The organism is Humitalea rosea (assembly GCF_003253705.1).
Classification (GTDB): Bacteria; Pseudomonadota; Alphaproteobacteria; order Acetobacterales; family Acetobacteraceae; genus Humitalea; species Humitalea rosea.
In genome coordinates, this window is record NZ_QKYU01000022.1 from 54,399 (window position 1) to 75,535 (window position 21,137).

General features: G+C 71.1%; 21 protein-coding genes. 5 read left to right on the forward strand and 16 right to left on the reverse strand.

Features of this window, described 5'->3' with window-relative positions:
- Positions 1 to 92: 92 nt before the first annotated feature.
- The 3 genes from C8P66_RS17765 (at position 93) to mutT (ending at position 3,479) form a co-directional block, all read left to right on the forward strand.
- Positions 93 to 1,199, forward strand: a complete 1,107-nt coding sequence (locus C8P66_RS17765; protein ID WP_111399626.1) for an extracellular solute-binding protein — start codon at positions 93 to 95, stop codon at positions 1,197 to 1,199.
- Positions 1,200 to 1,266: 67 nt separating this feature from the next.
- The gene (gene argJ, locus C8P66_RS17770; protein ID WP_111399627.1) at positions 1,267 to 2,505 is read left to right on the forward strand and encodes a bifunctional glutamate N-acetyltransferase/amino-acid acetyltransferase ArgJ; all 1,239 of its coding nucleotides are present in this window, start codon (positions 1,267 to 1,269) and stop codon (positions 2,503 to 2,505) included.
- Between the two features lie 2 nt (positions 2,506 to 2,507).
- A complete protein-coding gene (gene mutT / locus C8P66_RS24750) occupies positions 2,508 to 3,479 on the forward strand; it encodes an 8-oxo-dGTP diphosphatase MutT (RefSeq protein WP_111399628.1) in 972 nt (323 codons plus the stop codon).
- A gap of 6 nt (positions 3,480 to 3,485) precedes the next feature.
- Here the strand turns inward: mutT and C8P66_RS17780 are convergent, their stop codons facing one another.
- The 4 genes from C8P66_RS17780 to C8P66_RS17795 form a co-directional block, all read right to left on the reverse strand.
- Positions 3,486 to 4,499 (reverse strand): NAD-dependent epimerase/dehydratase family protein, encoded by a 1,014-nt coding sequence (locus C8P66_RS17780; RefSeq protein WP_111399629.1) that lies wholly within the window; start codon positions 4,497 to 4,499, stop codon positions 3,486 to 3,488.
- A gap of 60 nt (positions 4,500 to 4,559) precedes the next feature.
- Complete coding sequence (locus C8P66_RS17785; protein ID WP_111399630.1) at positions 4,560 to 5,402, reverse strand: carbohydrate ABC transporter permease; 843 nt, start codon at positions 5,400 to 5,402, stop codon at positions 4,560 to 4,562.
- Positions 5,399 to 6,226: a carbohydrate ABC transporter permease gene (locus C8P66_RS17790; protein WP_158537289.1), complete on the reverse strand. Its 828-nt coding sequence runs from the start codon at positions 6,224 to 6,226 to the stop codon at positions 5,399 to 5,401. Before C8P66_RS17790 ends, C8P66_RS17785 begins: the two co-directional genes overlap by 4 nt.
- 83 nt (positions 6,227 to 6,309) lie before the next feature.
- Positions 6,310 to 7,563, reverse strand: coding sequence for an ABC transporter substrate-binding protein (locus C8P66_RS17795; RefSeq protein WP_111399632.1), 1,254 nt, complete (start codon positions 7,561 to 7,563; stop codon positions 6,310 to 6,312).
- Positions 7,564 to 7,721: 158 nt separating this feature from the next.
- On the opposite strand from C8P66_RS17795, the gene C8P66_RS24755 reads away from it, so the two are divergent.
- Entirely contained in the window at positions 7,722 to 8,828 is a 1,107-nt protein-coding gene (locus C8P66_RS24755; RefSeq protein ID WP_281271358.1) for a methyl-accepting chemotaxis protein, read from the forward strand.
- Between the two features lie 22 nt (positions 8,829 to 8,850).
- On the opposite strand, the gene C8P66_RS17805 is transcribed toward C8P66_RS24755, so the two are convergent.
- The 7 genes from C8P66_RS17805 to C8P66_RS17835 form a co-directional block, all read right to left on the reverse strand.
- Entirely contained in the window at positions 8,851 to 9,825 is a 975-nt protein-coding gene (locus C8P66_RS17805; protein ID WP_158537290.1) for a Bug family tripartite tricarboxylate transporter substrate binding protein, read from the reverse strand.
- 60 nt (positions 9,826 to 9,885) lie between these two features.
- Positions 9,886 to 10,533 (reverse strand): trimeric intracellular cation channel family protein, encoded by a 648-nt coding sequence (locus tag C8P66_RS17810; RefSeq protein ID WP_245903653.1) that lies wholly within the window; start codon positions 10,531 to 10,533, stop codon positions 9,886 to 9,888.
- A 1-nt stretch (position 10,534) separates the two neighbouring features.
- On the reverse strand, positions 10,535 to 11,773 hold the full coding sequence (locus C8P66_RS17815; RefSeq protein ID WP_111399636.1) for an MFS transporter: 1,239 nt from the start codon (positions 11,771 to 11,773) through the stop codon (positions 10,535 to 10,537).
- A gap of 68 nt (positions 11,774 to 11,841) precedes the next feature.
- Entirely contained in the window at positions 11,842 to 12,696 is an 855-nt protein-coding gene (locus C8P66_RS17820; protein WP_111399637.1) for a LysR family transcriptional regulator, read from the reverse strand.
- 37 nt (positions 12,697 to 12,733) lie between these two features.
- On the reverse strand, positions 12,734 to 13,459 hold the full coding sequence (locus C8P66_RS17825) for a DUF2076 domain-containing protein (RefSeq protein ID WP_111399638.1): 726 nt from the start codon (positions 13,457 to 13,459) through the stop codon (positions 12,734 to 12,736).
- Positions 13,460 to 13,575: 116 nt separating this feature from the next.
- On the reverse strand, positions 13,576 to 14,031 hold the full coding sequence (locus tag C8P66_RS17830) for a CoA-binding protein (RefSeq protein ID WP_111399639.1): 456 nt from the start codon (positions 14,029 to 14,031) through the stop codon (positions 13,576 to 13,578).
- Positions 14,032 to 14,364: 333 nt separating this feature from the next.
- On the reverse strand, positions 14,365 to 15,351 hold the full coding sequence (locus C8P66_RS17835; RefSeq protein ID WP_158537291.1) for a TAXI family TRAP transporter solute-binding subunit: 987 nt from the start codon (positions 15,349 to 15,351) through the stop codon (positions 14,365 to 14,367).
- Positions 15,352 to 15,478: 127 nt separating this feature from the next.
- Between C8P66_RS17835 and C8P66_RS17840 the strand changes: the two genes are divergently transcribed.
- The gene (locus C8P66_RS17840; protein ID WP_111399658.1) at positions 15,479 to 15,901 is read left to right on the forward strand and encodes a DUF1489 family protein; all 423 of its coding nucleotides are present in this window, start codon (positions 15,479 to 15,481) and stop codon (positions 15,899 to 15,901) included.
- A gap of 128 nt (positions 15,902 to 16,029) precedes the next feature.
- On the opposite strand, the gene C8P66_RS17845 is transcribed toward C8P66_RS17840, so the two are convergent.
- The 5 genes from C8P66_RS17845 to C8P66_RS17865 are packed head-to-tail and all read right to left on the reverse strand — an operon-like array spanning position 16,030 to position 21,137.
- Complete coding sequence (locus C8P66_RS17845; protein WP_111399641.1) at positions 16,030 to 16,590, reverse strand: NADH-quinone oxidoreductase subunit B family protein; 561 nt, start codon at positions 16,588 to 16,590, stop codon at positions 16,030 to 16,032.
- Complete coding sequence (locus tag C8P66_RS17850) at positions 16,590 to 18,083, reverse strand: hydrogenase large subunit (RefSeq protein ID WP_111399642.1); 1,494 nt, start codon at positions 18,081 to 18,083, stop codon at positions 16,590 to 16,592. The genes C8P66_RS17845 and C8P66_RS17850 overlap by 1 nt, the downstream gene beginning before the upstream one ends.
- Complete coding sequence (locus tag C8P66_RS17855) at positions 18,080 to 19,513, reverse strand: proton-conducting transporter transmembrane domain-containing protein (RefSeq protein ID WP_111399643.1); 1,434 nt, start codon at positions 19,511 to 19,513, stop codon at positions 18,080 to 18,082. The genes C8P66_RS17850 and C8P66_RS17855 overlap by 4 nt, the downstream gene beginning before the upstream one ends.
- On the reverse strand, positions 19,510 to 20,178 hold the full coding sequence (locus C8P66_RS17860) for a hydrogenase-4 component E (protein WP_111399644.1): 669 nt from the start codon (positions 20,176 to 20,178) through the stop codon (positions 19,510 to 19,512). The genes C8P66_RS17855 and C8P66_RS17860 overlap by 4 nt, the downstream gene beginning before the upstream one ends.
- Positions 20,178 to 21,137, reverse strand: a complete 960-nt coding sequence (locus C8P66_RS17865; protein ID WP_111399645.1) for a respiratory chain complex I subunit 1 family protein — start codon at positions 21,135 to 21,137, stop codon at positions 20,178 to 20,180. The genes C8P66_RS17860 and C8P66_RS17865 overlap by 1 nt, the downstream gene beginning before the upstream one ends.

Here is a 21,137-nt window from a genome sequence, read left to right on the forward strand (position 1 = left end):
ATTCCGGGACGTGGGGGCGCAGCCTGTCGCAGCGCCATGGTTTCGCCGCAGCCTTCGTTCAGGCTGCCGCAATCGATGAAAGGGGCGTGCCGATGCTGCGCCGTTCACTGCTGTCCCTGGGCGCCGGCCTGGCCTTGCCGGTGGGGAAATTGCGTGCCCAGCCCGATACCGTACCGGGCGCGCCCGTGCCGCTCACGCCGGCCGAGGCAGCGATCGCCGCGACCAATGAAGGCCGCGACCTGACCATCGCCTCCTTCGGCGGGGCCTGGCAGGACGCGCTGCGCGAGACCGTCTTCCGCCCCTTCCAGAGCCGCACCGGGGCCCGCCTGCTGGAAGAAACCCGCGAGGGCGGCATCGACGAACTGCGCGTCCGCACCACCATGCACCACACCTGGGACGTCGCGCAGGTCGAGGGCAATGAGCTGATGATCGGCGCGACCCAGGGGCTCTTCGCCCCGATCGACTGGGAAGCGCTGGGCGTCACCGACCAGCTTCAGCCCGATGCGGTGACCCCCTTCGGCCTCGGCGCGATGCGGGTGGCGCTGGTGCTCGGCTACAATCCCGGCGCGACGCAGCAGGCGGTGACGGGCTGGGGCGACATCTTCGACCTCGCGCGGTTCCCCGGGCAGCGCGCCTTGCGCCGCTCCGCCCGCGGCACGCTGGAGATCGCGCTCTTGGCCCACGGCGTGGCGCCCGATGCGCTCTACACCACCCTGGCGACCGAGGCGGGGGCCGACCTCGCCTTCAGCCACCTCGGGACCATCCGCCGCGATGTGATCTGGTGGGACCAGGGCAGCCTGCCTGGCCAATGGCTGGCGCGGCGGGAGGTCGTGCTGGCGGCCTCGCTCAACGGGCGCATTGCCGCCGCGGCCATCAGCAACGACCTGCCGCTGGAGATGATCTGGGAGCAGGCGCTGGTCTCGATGGAATACTGGGCGCTGCCGCGCACCGGCTCCGCCCCCCGCCGCAGCAATGCCTTCCTGCGCATCGCCGCCGATCCGGTGGTGCAGGCGGCGCTGGCCGCGCGGGTGCCCTTCACCCCGACCGCCATCGGGGCCGCGGCCCTGCTGACCCCGGATGTCGCCGCACGTCTGCCGAGTGCCCATGCCGCGCAGGCGGTCACGCTGGACGACAGCTTCTGGGCGCGCGACGCCGGGCGGTTGGAACAGCGCTTCGAAACCTGGCTGGCCGAGGTCTGAACGCCGCCCCCCTTGGCGCGGCGCCGGGGGGAGGGTTAAGCAGGGCGGCCTCACAAGGAAACGCCCGATGGCCAAGGCCCTGCCTGTTTCGCCGCTGCTGGTCCCGATCCCCGAGATGCCACCCGTCGCGGGCGTGCGCCTCGCCACCGCGGCCGCGGGCATCCGCTACCAGGGCCGCACCGATTCGACGCTGATCGAATTCGCCCCCGGCACCACGGTCGCGGGGGTGTTCACCCGCAGCCTCTGCCCCGGCGCGCCGATCGACTGGTGCCGCGCCGCGCTGAAGAACGGCAAGGCGCGGGCGCTGGTGGTCAATGCCGGCAATGCCAATGTCTTCACCGGCCGCGCGGGTGTGGAGGCGGTGAAGGCCACCGCCGCCGCCACCGCCGAACTGCTGGGCTGCAAGCCGCGCGACGTCTTCCTGGCCTCGACCGGGGTGATCGGCGAGCCGCTGCCGTATGAGCGCCTGACCGCCGCCTTGCCGGAGCTGCTGGCGGGGCTCTCGCCCGATCGCTGGCATGACGCGGCGCGGGGCATCATGACCACCGACACCTTCCCCAAAGGCGCGCGGCGCACGGTGATGCTCGGCGGCACCGAGGTCACCATCGCCGGCATCGCCAAGGGCAGCGGCATGATCGCGCCGGATATGGCGACGATGCTGTGCTTCGTCGCGACCGATGCGAAGCTGCCGGCGCCGGTGTTGCAGGCGGCGCTGAAGGCGGCGGTGGATGCGAGCTTCAACCGCACCACGGTCGATTCCGACACCTCGACCAGCGACACGGTGCTGCTGTTCGCGACCGGCCAGGCGAAGCACGACAGGATCGCCGCCGATGCACCCGGCAGCGCGGTGCGCGGCTTCCGCGCCGCACTGACGGATCTGCTGCTGGATCTGGCATTGCAGGTCGTGCGCGATGGCGAGGGGGCCCAAAAACTGGTCCGCATCGATGTGACCGGGGCGGTCACCGCCAAATCCGCGCATCGCATCGGCATGGCCATCGCCAATTCGCCGCTGGTGAAGACCGCCATCGCCGGCGAGGACGCGAATTGGGGCCGCATCGTCATGGCCGTCGGCAAGGCCGGCGAACCCGCCGATCGCGATACCCTGTCCATCGGCGTCGGCGGCACCTGGATGGCGCGCGAGGGCGGCGTGGTCCCCGGCTACGACGAAGGCCCGGTGGTCGCGCATATGAAGGGACGCGAGATCGAGATCGCCGTGGACATCGGCCTGGGCAAGGGCAAGGCCACGGTGTGGACCTGCGATCTGACGCATGGGTACATCGATATCAACGGGGCGTACCGGTCCTGAGCATGCCGGGGTTCGCGCCACTGGTGACGTCACGGCTGCTGTTGCGGCCGTTGCGGCCCGAGGACGCGCCCGATCTGCATCGCCTGGTGAATGACTGGGACATCGCGAAGAACCTCGCGCATGTTCCCTTCCCCTATCCGCGCGACCTCGCCGACCGCTGGATCGCGGATACGGCGGAACGGCTGGCCGCCGGGCGCGGCTATTCCCTGGCCATCGAGCGCGATGGCGCCCTGGTCGGCTGCATCGGCCTGACCATGGCGGGGGAGGAAGCCGAGCTCGGCTACTGGATCGGCCGCCGCTACTGGGGGCAGGGGCTGGCGGCCGAGGCCGCGGGGCGGCTCGCGGCCTGGGCGCTGGCGACGCTGCCGCTGCGCCGCATCCGCGCCGAGGCGCTGGTCGACAATGCCCGCAGCATCGCCGTGCTGCGCCGCATCGGCTTCTCCGAAGCCGGCGAGGGCGAGGCGGAATTCGCCTCCCGTGGCGGCATGATGCCGGTGCTGAGGTTCGTCGCGACCCGGGAGAGCCTGCCGGCGCTGGCCCCCACGCCTGTCGCCCCCGTGGCCGAAGCCCCCGGCCTGCGGATCCTGCTGGTGGCCGCCTGTGCCTTGATCGATTCGGATGGCCGGGTGCTGCTGGCGCGCCGGCCGGAGGGCAAGCCGCTGGCCGGCCTCTGGGAATTCCCCGGCGGCAAGGTCGCCCCGGGCGAGACGCCGGAGGATGCGCTGATCCGTGAATTGCAGGAGGAACTGGGCATCGAGGTCGCGAGCCCCTGCCTCGCGCCCTTCACCTTCGCCAGCCACGCCTATCCGGGCTTCCATCTGCTGATGCCGCTCTACCTCTGCCGCCGCTGGCAGGGGAAGGTGACGGGGCGGGAAGGCCAGGCGCTGGCCTGGGTGCGGCCGGACAAGCTCGGCACCTACCAGATGCCGCCCGCCGATGTGCCGCTGGTCGCGTTGCTGCGGGATTTTCTGTAGCGGCCGTCAGCCCCGCAGCGGGTTCTCGGCGCTGCGATACCAGGCGACGAAGCGGGCAAGCCCCTCCTCGATCGGGGTGCGCGGGGCGAAGCCGACGGCGCGGTGCAGCGCCGCCACATCGGCATAGGTCCGCTCCACATCGCCCGGCTGCATCGGCAGCAGCCGGGTCCGCGCCGTCTGGCCGAGGGCCGTCTCCAGCACCGCGACAAAGCGCTCCAGTGCCACCGGGGTATGATTGCCGATGTTGAACAGGCAATGCGGCACGGCGGGATCGACGCGGCCCGGCGCCTCGGCCGGGGCCTGATCGGCCGGCGGCGTGCCGACCAGCCGCAGGATCGCCTCCACCACCTCGTCGATATAGGTGAAGTCGCGCCACATCTTGCCGTGGTTGTAGAGGTCGATCTCCCGCCCGGCGGTGATGGCGTCGGTGAACTTGAAATAGGCCATGTCCGGCCGGCCCCAGGGGCCATAGACGGTGAAGAAGCGCAGGCCCGAGGCCGGGATGCGGAAGAGATGGCTGTAGGTCTGCGCCATCAGCTCATTCGCCCGCTTGGTCGCGGCATAGAGCGAGACCGGACGCTCCACCGGGTCCTTCTCCGAGAACGGCACCTTCGTATTCGCGCCATAGACCGAGGAGGAGGAGGCATAGACCAGATGCGCCACGGGATGCGCGCGGCAGGCCTCCAGGATCGATAGGAAGCCCTCGACATTCGCGGAGGTATAGGCGCGCGGATGGTCCAGCGAATGCCGCACCCCCGCCTGCGCCGCGAGATGCACAACGGCCTGCGGCAGCACCTCGGCGAAGGCCGCCAGGGTCGCCGGCCCATCGGCGAGGTCGATCTGGCGGAAGGAGAATCCGGCGCGGCCGCGCAGGTCGGCGAGGCGCGCCGCCTTCAGCCGTGGGTCGTAATACGGGGTGAGGTTGTCCACCCCGAACACCGCGCGGCCCTGCGCCAGCAGCGCGCGGCTGACGGCATGGCCGATGAAGCCGGCGGCGCCGGTGACCAGGATGGGCTGCATGCAAAACTCCGGCGTCGGCCGATGCCTGCCACCGAACACGGCGGGGTTCAACGGGGTCTGTCAGTGGTGCCCCTGGGTGAGCCCCCCGATGAAGTGCCGCTGCAGCCAGAGGAAGACCCCGGCGACGGGCAGCGCCGCCAGGAGGGAGACCGCCATGACGCGGTTCCATTCCATCTCGGTCTCCGAAAGGAACTGCGTGGCGCCCACGGTCAGCGTCGTATCCGCACCCCCCGGCAGGAAGGAGCGCGCGAAGAGAAAATCATTCCAGGTGATGATGAAGGCATAAAGCGCCACCGCCGCCGTCCCCGGCAGCGCCAGCGGCAGCACCACCCGCCACAGCGCGCCCAGCGGCCCGCAGCCATCGATCAGCGCCGCTTCCTCGATCGCCGGCGGGATCGAATCGAAAAACCCCTTCATCATCCAGGTCGCGAAGGGGGTCGCGAAGGCGAGGTTGGCCAGCACCACCCCCAAGGGTCCGCCCAGCAGCCCGGCGCGATGGAACATCACATAGAGCGGCACCACCAGCAGCGTGGAGGGCAGCATCTTGGCCACCAGGATCACCGAGCCCATGCCCCGCGCAACACCACCTTGCGCGCGGGAGAGCGCGTAGCCGGCGAGGGTGGAGACCGCGACGATGGCCAGCGTCCCCGGCACCGCGACGCAGACCGACATCCAGGCCCAGCGCAGGGCGGGCGTCTCGGTCAGCACGCCGAGCAGCGTGGCCAGGGACAGCTCGGACACATCCGGCAGCAACCGCGGTGGCCAGACCATGGTCGCCGATTTCTCGCGCAGCGCCGTGAGCACCATCCAATAGACCGGCAGCAGCGCCACCCCGACCATGGCGGCCAGCGCCAGCCCCATGCCGGCGCGCGCGGCCAGCCGCTCCAGCCCGCGCCGGCTCATCCCCAGAAACTCCGGGACAGGCGGCGGAAGGCGAAGAGCACCAGCAGCAGCGACAGCACGAAGGCCACCACCCCCTGCGCCGCGCCGAAGCCCACGTCATAGAAGCGGAAGGTCTCGTTGTAGATGCGGATGGCCAGGGTCTCGGTGGCCCGCCCCGGCCCGCCGCCGGTCATGACCAGGATGGTTTCGACATCCCGGATCGCCGCCAGCAGGCTGAGGAAGCCCGAGACCAGCATCACATCCGCCAGCGCCGGCAGCGTGACATGGCGCAGCCGCTGCCACGGGCTGGCGCCATCCACCCGCGCCGCGTTCAGCAATTCGGGCGACAGGCGCTGCAACCCCGCCAGGAACATCACGGTGAAGAAGGGATAGGATTGCCAAGCATGCGCCAGCACCACCGCCACCATGGCGAAGCGGGCATGCACGAGGAAGGCGATCGGCTGCTCCACCACCCCCGCCGACAGCAGGATATGGTTCACCAGCCCCAGGTTTCCATCGAACAGGAACATCCACACCAGGCTGCCGATGGTCGCCGGCACGGCCCAGGGCAGGATCACCGCCAGCCGCACCGCCGTCCGCCCGGCAAATTGCCGCGCCAGCAGCAAGGCGCTGCCCAGGCCCCACAGAAAGGCGAGCCCCACGGAGCCGACCACGAAGACCAGCGTGTTCAGCAGCGAGTCCCAGAACCGCGGTTCCACCAGCAGGCGCTGGTAATTGGCCAGTGAAAACGCCAGCGGGCGGTCGCGCAGGATGTCGAACAGCCGCACCCGATGCAGGCTGAGATCCACCGTCAGCCAGATCGGCCAGGCGATCAGCACCAGCACGATGGCCGCTGCGGGCAGCGCGCAAAGGGCCAGCAGGCGGGCGCGCTGCGCCGCCAGCCCCCGCCTGCGGAACAGGACCCCGATCAGAAGAAGGCGCTGCTCAGGTCGCGATGCAGCTCGACCGCTGCCGCTGCCGCATCGATCCGGCCCGCGACCATGGCGGTGACGGCCTCGCCGACCATGGCGTTCCAGCGGTTGAAGTCGCCCTCATGCCCGTGCGGCATGAAGCTGCCGGTGCTTTCGGCGGCCGCCTTCTCGAAGATCGGCAGCTCGGGCCAGCGGCGCCGCGCCTCGTCGGTTAGCATCCCGAGGCGGGCCGGCGGGTTGCCGCCGATCTCGCCGTATTTCTGCTGCCACTCCGCCGACTGGATCAAGGCGAGGAAGCGGAAGGCCGCATCCTTGCGTGCCGCCGGCCGGTCGGCCGGAATGGCGAGGACATTGGAGGGGCCGGCCGCCTGGTTGCGAAATGGCAGCGGCACGACGCGCAGCGCGGGCTTCAGCGCGTCCGGGCTGTCCTTGCGATAGGCCACACCCCAGGAGCCATCGATGATCATCGCCGCATTGCCCTGCCAGAACAGCTGGCGGGCGGGGTTGCTGTCCAGGCCGGGCGGGGTGGCGCGGTCGCGCAGCAGGGTTTGGACCACCTCCAGCGCCTGTTGCAGCGCCTCGCGCGGCAAGAGCTTCCCACCCTCCACCCAATCCCGGCCCATGCCGGTGATGAGATAGGTCAGATAGACATAGCTCGCCGAGGTATTGGCGGTCGGCCAGGCGATGCCGAACTGGTCGGTGCGGCCATCGCCGTCGCGGTCGCGGGTCAGGCCCTTCGCCGCCGCCAGCAGTTGCGGCAGATCCCGCGGCGGCGCGATGCCCGCCGCCTCGAACATCGCGGCATTGTAGTAGAGCCCATAGGCGTAGCCGAGCAGGAGCTGGGCGAAGACCTTGCCGTCGCGGCGCATGTCGCGCTGGGCGGGGATGAAATCCGTCTCCTTCCAGCCGATCGCCGCGAGACGCCGGTCGAGCGGCTCCAGGAAGCCCTGGTCGGCGAAGCCATAGAAGAAGCGCGCGCTGATATGGCAGAGATCGGGCGGGTTGTTCGCGATGAAGCGCGTCGTCAGCTGCTGGTGGTGCTGTTCGAACGGCACCTCGATCAGGTTCACCCGCAGCCCGTCATTGGCCTGGTTGAAGGCCTCGGCCGCCGCGTGCCACCAGGGGCCGAACCCTTCGCGCAGCTGGTAGCACGGCATGTCCAGCACCATGACCTGGGTCTGAGCCAGGGCGGGCGCGGCGAGGGTGGCGGCACCCAGGGCCAGGGCGCCACGGCGCGTTGTCCGGATCATCTGCGTCTCCTGCTGACTGCGTCAGCGGGGCGGATAGCATCGCCGCGAGACGGTGGCGTGACGGCGCCACGATGCCTTGATGACGCTAACCCTTGCGCAATGTCCTTCCGGCTATGTCGCATGCTGCATCGCAGCGCGGAGCCGTCATGAACCATGTCGTGAAAGGGACCGGGACCCCCGGCACTGCCGCGGGCGAGGCGACGCCCGAACGGGTCCTGGCGCTGGCCGACCGGGCCGCGGCGGTCGCCTCGGCCAAGGTGCGGGCGATCCAGGCGATCACCAGCCAGACCCGCATCCTGGCGCTGAACGCGACGATCGAGGCCGCCCGCGCCGGCGAGGCCGGGCGCGGCTTCGCCGTCGTCGCCGGTGAGGTGAAGGCCATCGCCGGCGAGGTCGCGCGGCTGTCCACCGAGATGGATGGCGAGCTGCATGACGCGCTCTCGGCGCTCCGCGCCGTGGGCCTGCGGATGACGGAGGAGGTGCGCGGCCAGCGCCTGGTCGATCTGGCCCTGAACGCGATCGAGATCATCGACCGCAACCTCTACGAACGCACCTGCGACGTGCGCTGGTGGGCGACGGATGCGGCAGTGGTGGAGGCGGCGGCCGAGCCGGCGCCGGCCCGCGTCGCCTACGCGACCAAGCGGCTGGGGGTGATCCTCGCCGCCTACACGGTCTATCTCGACCTCTGGCTCTGCGACGCGCGGGGCAAAGTGGTCGCGACCGGGCGGCCGGAGCGCTATCCCGGCGCGCTCGGGCTGGATGTCTCGGGCGAGGGCTGGTTCCGCGATGCGCTCGCCTCGGCCAGCGGCGATGACTTCGCGGTCGCCGATGTCGCGCGCTGTGCCGCCCTCGGCGGGGCGCCGGTCGCAACCTATGCGGCGGCGGTGCGGGAAGGGGGCGAGGCGCGTGGCCGCCCGATCGGCGTCCTCGGCATCCATTTCGACTGGGAGCCGCAGGCGGAGGGGGTGCTGCGCGGCGTCCGCCTGACCCCGGATGAGGCGACGCGGACCCGCGTGCTGCTGGTCGATGGCGCGGGGCGCATCCTCGCGGCCTCGGACCGGCGCGGGGTGTTGCAGGAAAAGCTGGTGCTGGCGCGGGACGGGAAGCCATCGGGCTTCGGACGCGACGCCTCGGGCAGCACCCTCGCCTTCCATCTGACCCCTGGCTACGAAACCTATCGCGGCCTGGGTTGGTACGGCGTGCTGGTCCAGGCGCCCGACCTGCGCAGCACGGGTCCCATCCGCGTGGACCCCATCCGGGCGTAACCCGCCCGGATAGGGCCGCCGCTCAGTTCACCGCGAGGTTGGCCGAGCGCGCGATCGTCTGCCAGAGCTGCGCGCTATGGGTCACATAGCTGTCCAGCTCCGCCGGCGGCACCCTGAGCGGATCGACATAGATCGTGCGCAGGCGCTCATCGAACTCGGGCGTGGCGATGGCCTGCATCGCCGCCTTCAGCCGCGCGACCACCGGCACCGGCAGGCGGCGGGACCCGAAGGTACCGAACCAGATGCCCATGTCGTAGTCGGGCAGCCCGGATTCCTTCAGCGTCGGCACATCCGGCAGCGCCGAGGCCCGACTGGCCGTGGTCACCGCCAAGGCCCGGATCGCGCCCGACTTCACATGCGCCGCCGAGGTCGCGGTGGTGTCGAAGGCGAAGTCGATCTCATTCGACAGCATCGCCGCGACCAGCGGCGAGGAGCCGCGATAGGGGACGTGCGTCGCCTCGATCCCGAAGCCCTGCATGAACAGCACCGCCGACATATGCGACGAACTGCCATTGCCGACCGAGCCGAACAGCAGCGGCTGTGCCTTGGCGGCGGCGACCAGCTCGGCGACCGAGCGCGCCGGCATCCGGCGCGGCATCACCGAGAGGACATTGGCCACCTCCCCCGTCAGGCCGAGGGGCTGCAAGTCGCGCAGCGCATCGACGCCGCTGGTGGCATAGATCAGCGGATTGACGCCGAACAACGCGGTGGTGCCGAGCATCAGCGTATAGCCATCCGGCTCCGCCTGCACCGCCGCCTGGGTGCCGATGTTGCCCCCGGCGCCGCTGCGGTTTTCGACGATCACGGCCTGATGCAGCTGGCGCCCGAGCGCCTCGGCGATCAGGCGGCCCATGAGGTCGGTCACCCCGCCCGGCGGGTAGGTCACGATCATCCGCAGCGGACGGTCCGGCGACCAGCTTGCCGGCTGGGCCCGGATCGCGGGGGCGGCGAGAACCACGGGGGCGGCAAGAAGCAGCGAACGGCGATGAAGGCTCATTGTCATATATATCTCCCTGACCGCCTCAGCATGGCTGCGGCTGGTTGGGGTGAGGCTACGTCAACGGTGCGCGTCTGGATAATCCCGCCCCGGCCGGGCCCGATAGGCCGGCAGCGACCAGCCGCGGCGGATCGCCAGCGCGCGCAGCCCGAACCCCACAACGGTGCCCGCCGCCACCGCGGCCTCGCGCCCAGCGCCCAGATGATAGAGCGCGACGAAGACGGCCGCCCCCAGGGCGGCGGCGGTGGCATAGATCTCCCGCCGCAGGATCAGCGGCAATTCGCCGCAGATGACGTCGCGCAGGATGCCGCCGAAGGTCGCGGTGATGGTGCCGAGCAGCACCGCCGCCCAAGGGGTGGCGCCATGCCGCTGGGCGGCCTCGGCCCCCAGCACGGCGAAGAGGGCGAGCCCGATCGCATCGGCCCAGACCAGGACCACGAAGCGCCGTTCCACCAGATGCGCGGCGAAGAAGGTCGCCACGGCCAGCAGCACCGTCAGTGCCACCATCTCCGGCATGCGCAGCCAGAACACCGGCACCCCGAGCATCAGATCCCGCGCCGTGCCGCCGCCGAAGGCGGTGACCGCCGCGATCAGGATGAAGCCAACCGGATCGAGTTCCTTGCGTGAGGCCGTGAGCGCCCCCGCGACGGCAAAGGTCGCGACGCCCAACCAGGTGAAGACAGCGACGAGGGTGCCGAAGGCCTGCACGCTACTCGGCGGGAACCACCCCGGAGACCGGCTGGCGCGCCGCGCCATTGCCGAGCCCGGCGCAGAGCAGCGACAGGAGGAGCAGCGCTGACACCAGTGGCAGCAAAAGCTGCGGATGGCCGGAGTCGAGCAGCCAGCCCATCGGCACCGGCATGATCGCGCCGCCGAGCGGCAGGCCGGAGGAGACGAAGCCGAAGACCTTGCCGACCTGGCCCGGGGGGGCGGCGTTGCGGAGCATGACGTCGCGCGGGGCGCGGCTCGCCCCCGTGCAGATCCCCGCCACCAGGGCGATGGCCACGGTGACCGAGGCCGGCATCGGCACGAAGCCGAGCGAGAGCATCAGCGCGACCGCGGCGAGGGTCAGGCCGGTGACGAAGACCATCAGGCTCTCGATGCGGCCTTGGGTCCGGTCGTTGAACCAGCCGCCGACCAGCGTCCCGCCGGTGGCCCCGACCATGTAGCCGGTCAGCAGCATCGAGGCGATCGCGAGCGGCGTGTCCCACAGCGTCTGCATCAGCGTGATGATGAAGGCGGTGAAGCCCGAGCCGGCCATGGAGGAGAGCAGGAAGAAGGCGAAGAACAGCAGGATCGGCCGCGACAGCAGCAACTCCCGCCCCGACATCGCGGGGCCGGTGTCGCGGCTCTTGGGCTGGTCCTTCAGGATGCGGGATTGCCACAGGATGGCGCCCACCACCGGCACGCCGAGCAGCCCGACCGAGAGCAGCGCGCCGCGCCAGTCGAAGACGAGCAGCAGCAGCGCGACCGTGGGCGGCGCCAGCGCGAAGCCGAGGTTGCCGGTGAAGGTATGCAGCGCGAAGGCGCGGCCCATGCGCGACTTGTCCACGCTGCCCGCCAGGATCGCGTAATCGGCCGGGTGGATCACGCTGTTGCCGACGCCCGAGAGCACCGCCAGCGCCACGATCCAGCCGAAGCTCGGGGCAAAGGCCATGGCCGAGATCGACAGCGCCATCAGCAACGTGCCGCCGACCAGGAAGCGGCGCGCGCCATACCTGTCCACCATGAAGCCGATCGGCGTCTGGCCGAGGGCCGTCACGCCGCTCATCAGCGCGATCGACAGGCCGAGGGTGGCGAAGGAGACGTCGAACGCATCGCGCCAGGCCAGGAACAGCGGCGGCAGGCAGAGCATGTAGAAATGCGAGAGGAAATGCCCGGTCCCGATCAGGGCGACGATGGCCCAATCCTTGGCGGGGGGCTCGGTCCTGTCTGCGGCGGTGTCCATCGGGCGAACCCTGTTCTCGGCGTCTGCCCGATCTCTGCGCCCAAGCGGGCGGGGAGGTCAATCCGGGGTCAGATCGGCGTCAGCGCCTGTTCGCGGATGATGGAGACCAGCGGCTCCACAAGCTGGCTGCGCCCCGCGGCATCGCCGAAAATCGCCATCTCGGCGGTGCCGAGCGGGGGCAGGCCGGGGAACTCCACCAGCCCCTCCGGCATCCCCGAGCGGCCGAGCACGGTCGCGGCCAGCCCCGCCTGGGCCGCCGCCGCGACGCCGAGCAGGCTGGCGGAGACATAGGTGACCTCGAAGGCGATGCCGGCGCGGGCCAGGGCCGCCAGCGCGCGGTCGCGGAACATGCAGCCCTGCGGCAGCATCGCCACCGGCAGCGGGCGCCCAGGGGGGGCGGACCAGCCGGGGGCGGCGACCCAGACCACCGGCTCGGTCCAGATCGCGCGGCCTTCCGTCTCGCCATCGCGGCGCTTGCCGAGCACGAGGTCGAGCCGCCCGGCCTGCGCCTCGGCGCGCAACTCATGGCTGCGGCCGACCTCGACCTCCAGGATCACATCGGGGAAGAGGGCGGCGAACCGCGCCAGCACCGGGGCCAGGCTGCGCGGGATGAAATGATCGGCGACGCCCAGCCGCAGCCGGCCCGTCACCGGCGGCGCGATCATCCGCCGCACCGCCTCGTCGTTCAGCGCCAGCATCCGCCGCGCATAGGCGAGCAGGGTCTCGCCCTCCCGCGTCAGGCTGCTGCGGCGGCTGGTGCGGGCGAGGACGGGGCGGCCGAGCACATCCTCCAGCCGCTTCACCTTGAGGCTGACGGCCGATTGGGTCAGGCCGAGCGCCTGGCCGGCGGCGGTGAAGCCGCCGCGTTCGGCCACCTGCACGAAGCAGCGCAACAGATCGAGATCGAGGTCGGGCACGCGCATCGGGGTGACCGATGGGCGCGCCCGCGCCTGCCGTCAATCAGACGTTGTCGTCGTAATCGCCGCCGCCATCGGAGGCGCCGCCATCATAGCCGGCGTTGTCGTAGCCGGCGGCGGTGTCGTCATAGGAGCCGGCGGCGTCGTTGCTGGCCTGCTGCCCGCCCGGATCGGTCCAGGGCGAGGCGGTGTTGACCTGCTCCTGCCCGAAGCTGCCGGCCTGATCGGCAACGCCGGTCGCCGCATGGGCGGCACCGCCGCTGAACATCCCCATCAGCGCATTGCCGAGCACCATGCCACCCGCGACCCCCGCCGCGGTCATCAGCGCGGTGCCGAGGAAGCCCGAGCCGCCGCCCTGCTGGAACATGCCCGGCGCGCCGCCGGGCTGGGCCATCGGCATCGGCCGCGGCGGCATCTGGCGCTGCTGGCCACCGCCGCCGCCGAACATGCCGAAGAGCCCGCCGCGCTGGGGCTGCTGCTGCTGCGTGGCATGCAGCCTCCATTCCAGATCCTGGATGCGGTTCTGGGCCTCGACCAGGGCCGCCTCGGTCACGAAGGCGGTCTGGGTCAGGCGGTAGCGCGCCTCGGGGTGGCGGGCGAAGAGGTTGGCGATCAGCGCATCGGCCTCCGCATCCACGGGCGGCAGCACGGGGGCAGTGGCGGCCGTGCTCGGCACGCCACCCCAAGGGCTGGCGGCGGGGCGCGCGGCCTGAGCGCCAGCCACCCGCTCCACGAAGCTGGTGATGATGCGGCGTTCCTCGTCGGTCATTGTCGTGCGGCCTCTCCCGGGCCCGGCGAGTCGCCGGGTAAACATAAACTGTGAGTCATCTGGCGCGGGGCCCGAGCCGCATCAAGCGGTGATTTCGTTTCACGCGCCCGGGTTCGTCACGCGCCCGGGGCGGAGCCTGGCACCCCGGCCTTCGGCAGGCCGAGGCGTCCCCATTCGATCACCGGGCAACGGTCCATCACGACCACGAGCCCCGCCGCGCGGGCGCGGCCGGCCGCGGCCTGGTCCAGCACCCCCAGCTGGAGCCAGACGGCGCGGGCGCCGAGGGCAATGGCGGCATCCACCGCCTCCCCGGCCTGCTCGCTGCGGCGGAACACATCCACGAGGTCGAGGGGGGTGGCGTCCTCCAGGCTCGCGACGGTTTCGGCGCCATGCAGCACCTTGCCGGCAAGCATGGGGTTCACCGGGGTGACGGCATAGCCGCGCGCGACCAGGAAGCCGGCCACGCCGAAGGAGGCCCGTTCGGGCCGGTCGGAGGCACCGACCACGGCGATGCGCCGCGTGCTGCGCAACAGGGTGCGGATATCATCGTCGGAGAGGTCGTCGGCTGCCATGCGGCGCAGCTTGCGCCCTGCGGCGGGGCGAAGAAAGCCCATCCCCGGTTCAGTTTTTGTTCACGGTTCCCTGCGAGGCTCCCCTTGGGCCCGGACTTCCCCGGCCAAGGCAACACCGCCCCAAAACGGGGCGCGAACAGGAGGCAGGATGCCCCCAAGCTTTGCAGGCGCGGATTGGGTTGGTCCCGATTGGGTTGGCCCCGACGCGCAATGGCTCGCGGCACTGCGGGCCGAATGGCTGGACCCGGCGCAGCATCGCCTGTCCCGCGCCCTAACCGATGTGGCCGGCACGGATCCCGCGCCGGCCACGATCACTCCCTTGTTCCGGGCGGGCTACGCCTGGATCAGGGAGTCGGGGATGGTGACGCCCTTGCCGCGGAAATAACGCGCGGCCCCCGGGTGGAACGGCAGGAAGGAGTTTTTGGTGGCGTTGGCGTTCAACGTCTGCTTCGCCGCCGAGATCGCCTGGACCAGCCGCGAGTTGTTCTCCATCACCGCCTCGACGATGGCGAAGGCGACCTCCTCGGGCAGGCTCTTGTGCCCGATCGCGAAGTTGAACATGCCGACTACCGAGAGGTCGCGGCCGGAGGTGCGATAGGTATCCTTCTCCACCACGCCGGCCGAAAGCTCCGGCATCGCGGCGGTCAACTTGGCGATCTCCTCGGCGGTGAAGTCGAGGAAGGCGACATCGCCCTGGGTCTCGGCCTCGCTGAACGCCGGGATCGGCACGCCGGAGGCGAAGAGGAAGGCATCCAGCAGCCCGTCCTGCAACTGGCCCGTCATGTCCGAGCCCGAGCCGTAGCGTATCGCCGAGGGCGTGATGCGCAGCGTGTTCATGATCAGCGGGAAGTAGGTCCCGGGCGTGCCGCCACGCGGGCCGACGCCGATCGACTTGCCGTTCAAATCCGACATCTTGGTGATGCCCGAACGCTTCAGCGCGATGCCGTGGAAGGGGGTGTCATACATCGGGAACAGCGCGCGGATGTCGCGGAACTTGTTACCCTGCGTCCATTCGCCCACGCCATTCCAGGCCTGCAGCGCGACGCCCATGGTCACCATGCCGAGCTCGACCTCGCGCCGCTGCACCAGGATGATGTTCTGGTTCGGGCCCTGGGTCGCGCGGTAGGAGATGTTGATCCCGGTCATTTCCGCCGCGATCTGGCCCCAGGCGGGGCCATAGAGCGCATAGGTGCCGCCCGGTGCGGCGGTGCCCATGTTCAGGGCCCGTGGCCAGGGCGGGTTGCGCGGCTGGGCGAAAACCAGGGTCGGCGCGGCGATGAGGGCGGAGGCGGCGGCGAGAAGCCCGCGACGGTCCATCATGAAAACTCTCCCTTGGTTCGGCCCGCTCTCTCGGCGGGGCATAGGTCTTGTTACCCGCAAGAAAGGTATCGGGGGAAGGCCCCACGGGTGCTTGCATCAAAAGCCGGCCCGCGCGATGGGCTCGCGTGTGATTCATCTCCTGAAACTCTCCGTCGGCACCCGTGATGTGGCGGGTCTCGCTGAATGGCAGGCGCTGCGCGGCGTCACCGACCCGCCGCTGCGCCATCAGACGCGCCAGAAACCCAAGCGATCGGCCGAGATCGAGGATGGGGGGTCGATCTACTGGGTCATCACCGGCTTCGTCCGCGTGCGGCAACGCATCCTGGAAATCCGCGATGAGGCCTGGGACGACGGCACCAGCTGCGCCGGGCTGGTGCTGCATCCCGAACTGATCCCGGTCGCGGCCCGCCCGGTCAAGCCCTTCCAGGGCTGGCGCTATCTGGCGCCGGAGGCCGCACCGCCCGACATCGACCCGATGGCGGCGGCGGCGGGAATCGACGCGCTGCCGGCCGAACTGCGCGAAGCCTTGCGGGCGCTCGGCCTGCTGTGACCGCGCATGACGCGGCCTTCAGCTACCGCCCATCCCGCCCTGAGGCGGCCAGGTCCAGGCTCCCATTCCGGAGCTGACCGCAACCCGGCAGGTCAGCGCCGATCCGATTCGGCCATATGGGGGGATTGTCAGGGCCCGCCGGCCTGGCCGGCCGGTCCCTTTTTCGGCTCCGGCGCATTCGCTGCCAGCAGCGCCAAGAGCCCCTCGATCAGCGCCATGGGCGAGGGCGGGCAGCCCGGGATCAGCAGATCGACCGGCACCACCGCATCGGTGCCCCCGGCGACGGCCGGCGAGCCCTTGAACACCCCGCCATCCACCGCGCAATCCCCGGCCGCGACCACCCATTTCGGATCGGGCGTGGCGGCATAGGCGATGGCCAGCGCCTCGGCCATGTTGCGCGTGGTGGGGCCGGTGACCAGCAGCACATCCGCATGGCGGGGGCTGGCGACGAAGCGCAGGCCGAAGCGCTCCAGATCATGCAGCAGGTTGCTGGTCGCATGCACCTCCAGCTCGCAGCCGTTGCAGGAGCCGGCATCGACATGGCGGATCGACAGCGACCGGCCGAGCCGGGTTCCCGCGGCGGCCTCCAGCCGTGCGACCAGGGCCGCGACCGTGCCGTCCGGTGGCGGCGCCACGGATTCGGCGATGGGGCGCGAGAGCAGCGACCGGGCGAGGCGGGGCCAGAGCATTACAGATCCACCCCGGAGTAGGAGGCGTTGACCGATTTGTTGATGATCGGGAAGTCGGCGACGATATTGCCCTCGATGGCGGCCTCCAGCAGCGGCCAATGGAACCAGGACGGGTCGCGGATGTAGCAGGCCTCGATCAGCCCGCCGTCATCCAGCCGCAGCCAGTGCAGCACATCCCCGCGGAAGCCCTCCACCATCGCCAGCCCCTCGCCGGCGCGGATGGGCAAAGGCGTGTAGATCGGCCCCGCCGGCAGCGTGTCCAGCAAGCGGTGGATCAGGCCGATCGCGGCGTCCACCTCCGCCACCCGCACCCGCACCCGCGCATCGACATCGCCGCCCGGCAGCACCGGCACGTTGAAATCCACCGCGTCATAGGGCGCGTAACCCGGCATCCGCCGTGCGTCGAAGCCGCGGCCGGAGGCGCGCCCGACCACCCCGCCGGCGCCGAAGCGCGCGGCCAGGTTGGCGGCGATGATGCCGGTGCCGACCACGCGGTCCTGCAGGCTGGCGTGGCTTTCATAGACGCGCTGCAATCCTGGCCATTCGGCCGAGATCTCGGCCAGCATGGCGCGCAGCGTGGCCGCGCCCTCGGCGGTGATGTCCAGGGCGACCCCGCCCGGCAGCACGCGGTCCATCATCAGCCGATGGCCAAAGACGGCCTCGCAGGCCCGCAGCACCCGCTCCCGCAGCAGCCCGGCGCGGGCCAGCGGCCAGGCGAAGGCGGCGTCATTGCAGATCGCGCCCCAGTCGCCGAGGTGGTTCGCCAGGCGCTCCAATTCCGCCATCACCGCGCGCAGCACGATGGCGCGGGGCGGCGGCGGGGTTTCCGTCGCGGCCTCGGCGGCGCGGCAGAAGGCGATGGCATGGGCGACGGTGGTGTCGCCCGAGACGCGGGCGGCGAAGGGCACCGCGGCGCGCGGGCTTTTCCCCAGCATCAGCCCGAGCGTGCCCTTGTGGACATAGCCGAGGCGGACTTCGAGCCGCACCACCACCTCGCCCTGGACGTGGAAGCGGAAATGCCCGGGCTCGATGATCCCGGCATGGATGGGGCCGACCGGGATGATGTGGATGCCCTCGCCCTCGACCGGGCGGAACATCTGCTGCGGGGCGCTGCCCTCGCGCGGCGGCGGCCGGGCGGCGAGGGGGGTGGTCGTTGGCCAGCGGCCATGGTCGAGCCAGGGGCGGCGATCCGCCGCATCCACGGCATCCACCCCCCAGAGGTCACGCGCCGCGCGTTCCATCAGCCCCGCCCCCGGCCGCGCCAAGGCGAGCGAGGCGTAGCTGTCGCCGAGGCAGGAGGCGATCAGCGGCACGCCATCCTCGGGGTGGAGGAAGGCGGCATGGACGCAGCCCAGGCCCGCCCAGAGACCGAGGAAGGCCATCTCCGGATCGTCGATCAGCGCGGCCGGCAGGGCCGCCCAGGCCTCTGCGCTCAGCAGATGGCGCTGGGGGGCCACCTGCGGCGCTGACCGGATCAGCGCCGTGGCGCTCATTGCAGCACCCCGGCGGCGGCGGCCAGCATCCGGCCCATCGGCCCGGGCAGGCCCACGGCCAGCAAGGCGGCCACGGCCAGATGCAGCCACACCGGGCCCAGCACGGTCCATCCCCCGGCCATCGGCGCGCCCGCGGGCGCGGGCGCATCCGGCGTCTCCGGCCCCCAGCAGAGCTTGGTCAGCGCCGTGACCAGCGCGGCACCGGCGGTGAACAGCCCGAGCAGGAGCAGGATGAGCAGCCACGGGTTGAAGATCGCGGCGACCACCAGCAGCCGGATTTCCGACATCAGCAGCGGGAAGGGCGGCAGCCCCGCGAGGCCGGCGATGCCGAGCAGCAGCCCCCAGCCGAGGGCGGGATGCGAGGTCGCGAGGCCGGAGATATCCGCGATCTTCTGGCTGCCCTTGAGGATGATGGCCCGGCCGACCGCGTAGAAGACGGCGGATTTCAGCAGCGAATGCCCGATCAGATGCAGCATCCCCGGGGCCGCGCCGCCGGGCAGGGAGAAGCAGATCGCCGCGATGCCGATGTGTTCGATGCTGCTCCAGGCGAAGAGCCGCCGCGCATCCCGCCGCCGCCACAGCGCCAGCGAGGCCAGCAGCAGCGAGGCGAGGCCGAGCACCAGCAGGAAGGGCGCCGGCGAAATCGCCTCCGCATTCAGCCCGATGATGCTGCCGACCCGCAGGATCGCATGCAGCGCCGCGTTCAGCAGCAGGCCGGAGAGCACGGCCGAGATCGCCGTGGGCCCTTCGGCATCGGCATCCGGCAGCCAGGAATGCAGCGGCACCAGCCCGGCCTTGGTGCCATAGCCGACCAGCAGCATGACGGCCGCGAGCGAGAGCAGCCCCGGATCGGCCCCGGCCGCCACCGCGCGCAGGGCAGAGATGGAGAGCAGGCTCTCCGGATCCGCCAGCAGCGGGCGCGCGGCCATGGCCAGCACGATGGTGCCGAACAGCGCCAGCGCGATGCCGACGCCGGCCAGGACGAAGAACTTCCAGGCGGCCTCGATCGCCGAAGGGGTGCGATGCACCGCGACCATCAGCACCGAGGCGAGGGTCGCGATCTCGATCGCGACCCACATCACCCCGAGGTTGTCGCTGAGCAGCGCCAGGGATTGCGCGCCCAGGAAGATCTGGAAGGCCGCGTGATAGGCCCGCCCGGCCCAGGGCGGAAACGCCTCGGCATGGATGGCGCCGAGCGAATAGACCGAGGCCGTGGCGCCGATGAAGCCGCCGATCAGCAGCAGCGGCAGGTTCAGCCCGTCGAGGTGCAACAACCCCGCCGCGGGCTCAGGGCCGAGGACCAGCCCGACCGCGAGCACCAGCCCGACCACGCTGGCCGCGGCGTTCAGCCGCGCGCTCAGCCGCTGCCCCGGCAGCAGCGCCAGCAGCAGGGCCGCGGCCCAGGGGAACAGAACCAGGGCCGCCATCATCGCCGTTCGCCTCTGTGGTCTTCGAGAAAGGCGACATCCAGGCTGTCGAAGCGTTCGCGGATACCGGTCAGGAACACACCCGCGACCAGCGCCAGCACCAGCAGCAGGGCGGCGGTCGAAAGCTCGATCAACAAGGGCAGGCCCTGCACGCCGACGGCGGCGAGGATCAGCCCGTTCTCCATGCTCATCAGCCCGACGACCTGCCCGATGGCATTGCGTCGGGCGATCATCACCAGCATGCCGAGCAGCACGACGGACAGGGCGACGGCCAGATCCTCCTGCGCCAGGGCCGAGCCGCCCGCCGCGACCGGCAGCGCCACTACCAGCGCCAGCGCCGCGAGGCCGACCCCCGCGATCATCGAGGGGCCGATGCCAAGCGCCGTCTGCACCGAGCCATGCATCCCCAGGCGCCGCACCAGGGTGGAGAGCGCCCAGGGGATCAGCACCGCCTTGGCCACCAGCGCGATCAGCCCGGTCAAATACAGCCCCGCGGCCCCCTGCGCCCAGCCCTGCCAGAGCGCCGCGAGCCCCAACAACCCGCCCTGCGTCGCCAGTGCCGCGATCAGCCCCGGCACCCGGCGCTGGTAGAGCAGCACGAAGGACATCAGCAGCATGCCGCCGGCAAGCGCATGCGAGACATCGAAGGGGATGTGACCGAAGCCCATCACAGCAGCCCGGTGCTGACGAAGAGGAACAGCGCGCCGAGCAGCCCCAGCAGCAGCGCCGCGCCGAGGAATTCCGGCACCCGGAACACCCGCATCTTGGCGATCGCCGATTCGAACACCGCCAGCAGCAGCGCCAGCGCCCCGATCTTCGCAGCATATGCGGCCAGCCCGACGAGCCAGCCGATCGGCCCCGAGGCCGCCGGGGCCATGCCGAAGGGCACGAAGATCGCCGCCAGCAGGCTCAGCCACAACGTCAGCGCCAGCGCCGCCTGGTATTCCCACAGCGCCAGATGCCGCCCGGAGGCCTCAAGGATCATCGCCTCATGCACCATGGTCAGTTCGAGGTGGGTGGCGGGGTTGTCCACCGGGATACGGGCATTCTCGGCCAGCGCGACGGCGACCAGCGCCGCCAGCGCCAGCGCCAGGGAGACCCGGATGCCGAGCGCGCCCTCGGCGAAGACGGCGGCGATGGCATCGATGTTGGAGGATCCCGCCAGGATCGCGCAGCACAGGGCGACCAGCAGCAGCGCCGGTTCCGCCAGCGCCGCGAAGGCCATTTCCCGTGCCGCGCCCAGGCCGCCGAAGGGTGTGCCCGCATCCATCCCCGCCAGCGCCAGCGCGCCCCTGGCGAGCGCGAGGCAGCCCGCCAGCACCAGCAGATCCGCGACCGGCGCCAGCGCCATGCCGCGGGTGAAGCTCGGCACCAGCAGGGCCGCCACCACCGTTGCCGCCACCGCGACATAGGGGGCGGCGAGGGTGACGACCGAGGCGGATTCGGCGATGATCGGCCGCTTCAGCAGCAGCTTCCGCATATCCCGCCAGGGCTGCAGCGGCGAGGCACCGCGCCGCCCGAGCAGCCGCGCCTTCAGCCAGCGCACCACGCCCACCAGCAGCGGGGCCAGGACCAGCAGCAGCGCCAGATGCAGGATCTGGGTCAACAAGGCGGCGAAAGCGGCCAT